The sequence below is a fragment of the Micrococcus sp. HG099 genome (genome assembly GCF_024723355.1).
GTDB classification, from domain to species: domain Bacteria; phylum Actinomycetota; class Actinomycetes; order Actinomycetales; family Micrococcaceae; genus Micrococcus; species Micrococcus endophyticus.
Genome location: NZ_JANQCJ010000194.1, coordinates 1 through 2,788, shown reverse-complemented (window position 1 = coordinate 2,788; position 2,788 = coordinate 1). Strand labels below are relative to the sequence as shown.

The window sequence follows — 2,788 nt, the reverse complement described above, 5'->3', positions numbered from 1 at the left end:
GCCCGGCAGCGCCCCTGCCGGGCCGGCCCGCCGGCCTTCCCGCACCACCCCGCGCGGCGGACCCGCCGCGCCCACCCGCTTCGAAAGGACACACCATGAGCGCCGACCAGCAGCGTCCGCACGGCTCCTCCGACGCCGAGCGCGGCTCCGAGGAGGAGCCCATCGTGTTCAACGACCGTCGCCGCATCGACCCCGAGACCGGTGAGCCCCGGGTCTCCGCCGAGAGCGCGGCCGAGCAGGCCGAGGACGACGACGCCCTCGCCCAGGCCGAGCGCATCCTCGACGAGGCCGGCGCGCAGGCCGAGACCGAGGCGCCGCAGCCCGCGGCGTCGGACCGCGAGGCCGAGCTCGAGACCGACCTGCGCCGCCTCCAGGCGGAGTACGTGAACTACAAGCGCCGCGTGGACCGCGACCGCGCCCTCGCCCAGGACCTCGGCGTGCTCAAGGCCGTCACCGCGCTGCTGCCGGTGCTCGACGACCTCGACGCCGCCCGCGCCGCCGGCGATCTCACGGACGGCCCCTTCGCCGCCATCGCGACCAAGCTGGACACCGCCCTGGTCGGCCTCGGCCTCGAGCGGCACGACCAGGAGGCCCTGGCCGGCGTCGAGTTCGACCCGTCCGTGCACGAGGCCGTCATGCGCCAGCCCCACGCGGAGGTCCCCGCGGACCACGTGGTCCAGGTCTTCCGCAACGGCTACGTCCGGGACGGCCGCGTGCTGCGCGCCGCCCAGGTGATGGTCTCCGCCGGAGACGAGTGACCCGCTCGGCCGGCGCCCGCCCGGCGCCGGCCGACCCCCCTGACCGATGCACACGAGAGGAGGCACCATGGCCTCGCAGGACTGGATGGACAAGGACTTCTACGCGACCCTCGGGGTGTCCAAGGACGCCTCCGAAGCGGACGTCAAGAAGGCCTACCGCAAGCTCGCTCGCACCCACCACCCGGACCAGAACCCCGGGGACGAGGCGGCCGAGAAGAAGTTCAAGGAGATCTCGGAGGCGTACGCCGTCCTGAGCGACCCCCAGGAGCGCCAGGAGTACGACGCGATCCGCGCGATGGGCGGCGGCGCCCGGTTCTCCGCCCCGGGCGGTGCCGGCGGCGGCGGCTTCGAGGACGTCTTCGGCGGCATGTTCGGAGGCGGGGGCGGCCCCCGCACCACGCAGTCCGGGCCCGACCTGTCGGACCTGTTCGGCGGGATGTTCGGCGGCGCCGCCGGCCAGACCGGCGGCTTCGGCCCCGGCGGCTTCGGCGATGCCGGCTACGCGCGGCCGCGCCCCACGAAGGGCGCGGACCGCACCGCCACCACCACGATCTCCTTCCGCGGCTCGATCCAGGGCACCACGGTGTCCCTGCGCGCTGCGGACGGCGAGACGATCGAGGTGAAGATCCCGAAGGGCATCCGCGACGGCCAGAAGGTCCGGGCCCGCGGCAAGGGCGCGCCCGGTGCGGCCGGCCGCGGCGACCTGCTGGTCACCGTGCACGTGCGCGAGCACGAGTTCTTCCACCGGGACGGGGACGACCTGCGCATCACCGTGCCCGTCACCTTCCCCGAGGCCGCCCTCGGGGCCACGATCGAGGTGCCCACGCTGGAGCGCCCTGTGAAGATGAAGGTGCCGGCGGGCTCCCAGTCCGGCCGCGTGCTGCGCCTGAAGGGCCGCGGTGTCGAGCGCGGGACGACGACGGGTGATCTGCTCGTGGAGCTGCACGTCACCGTGCCCACCGAGCTCAACGACGACGCCCGCGCCGCCGTCGAGGCCCTGCAGTCCGCCCTGGCCGGCGACGATCCGCGGCGGGAGCTGGCCCGGAAGGCCGCCTGGTGAGCGCCCGCGACGGCGCCGCCCGCGCGGACCGGGGCCGCGAGCGGGGTCTTGACCGGAACGCCCCCGTCTTCGTGGTCTCCTTGGCCGCCGAGATGGCGGGCATGCACCCGCAGACCCTGCGCCAGTACGACCGGCTCGGCCTCGTGGTCCCCGCGCGCCAGGGCGGACGGCACCGCCGCTACTCCCTGGCCGACGTCGAGCGGCTGCAGACCGTGCAGGCCCTGAGCCGCGAAGGCATCTCGCTGGAGGGCATCCGCCGCGTGATCGCGCTGCAGCGCGAGGTCGAGCAGCTGCAGGACACCGTGGTCGAGCTGGCGGCCCAGGTGGACCGCCTCCACCACGCCTCCCGCCTGGCCCGCGTCTTCACCGTGGGCTCCGGCGGCGACGTGTCGGCCCGCTACGCCGACCGGATGGCCGCCCGCCGCCAGGCCGCGGCACGGACCGAGGCGGACGCCGCGGGCCAGGCCTCCCCGGGCGTCCTGCGGATGCTTCCCTCCGGCGGCGCCCGCCCCCGACGGGTGCTCACGTGGCAGCCCGAGCAGGACTGAGCCGGGCGTCGTTCGGGGCGGCCGCGCGGTCCCGCGTCCAGGAGCGGCTGCGCACCGACATGGCCCGGCGCGACGGCCTCGGCCGGCAGGCCCGCAGCGCCCTGGACGGGATCGTCCACGCCCTCAAGCCGGAGGGCATGGACCCGCACCTGCCCGCCCGGCATCTGCTGGACTACGTCCTCGACGGCCCGGACGGGCCGCGCGCTGTGGTCGCAGCGGGGGACCCCGCGACCGCCACCCACCTGACCTGGCTCGTCTCCGGCATGGGCATCCGCCCGCACACCGCCATGTGGGGCACGGCCCGCGAGGCCGCCCAGCTGGCCGCCGCCCAGCGGGCCGCCGGCGCCCCCCGCCCCGCGGTGCTGGCCTGGCTCGGCTACGCAGCCCCCACCCCGTGGCGGGTCCTTCTGGACGGGCCCGGC

At 76.3% G+C, this 2,788-nt stretch carries 4 protein-coding genes; all 4 read left to right on the top strand.

The genetic code is table 11. The features are described from left to right. Positions 1–95: 95 nt before the first annotated feature. On the top strand, positions 96–758 hold the full coding sequence (locus NWP10_RS11395; protein ID WP_258300984.1) for a nucleotide exchange factor GrpE: 663 nt from the start codon (positions 96–98) through the stop codon (positions 756–758). Between the two features lie 67 nt (positions 759–825). Beyond that, positions 826–1,818, top strand: a complete 993-nt coding sequence (locus tag NWP10_RS11390; protein WP_158491662.1) for a DnaJ C-terminal domain-containing protein — start codon at positions 826–828, stop codon at positions 1,816–1,818. After that, positions 1,815–2,366, top strand: coding sequence for a heat shock protein transcriptional repressor HspR (locus NWP10_RS11385; RefSeq protein ID WP_258300983.1), 552 nt, complete (start codon positions 1,815–1,817; stop codon positions 2,364–2,366). The genes NWP10_RS11390 and NWP10_RS11385 overlap by 4 nt, the downstream gene beginning before the upstream one ends. Continuing rightward, positions 2,345–2,788, top strand: a 444-nt coding sequence (locus NWP10_RS11380; protein WP_258300982.1) for an alpha/beta hydrolase, incomplete at its 3' end; no start/stop codon positions are given. The genes NWP10_RS11385 and NWP10_RS11380, both read left to right, overlap by 22 nt.

What these genes read in the sequence shown, in the direction of transcription:
- NWP10_RS11395 (WP_258300984.1), top strand. Translation starts at nt 96, where the DNA reads ATGAGCGCCGACCAGCAGCGTCCGCACGGCTCCTCCGACGCCGAGCGC.
- NWP10_RS11390 (WP_158491662.1), top strand. Translation starts at nt 826, where the DNA reads ATGGCCTCGCAGGACTGGATGGACAAGGACTTCTACGCGACCCTCGGG.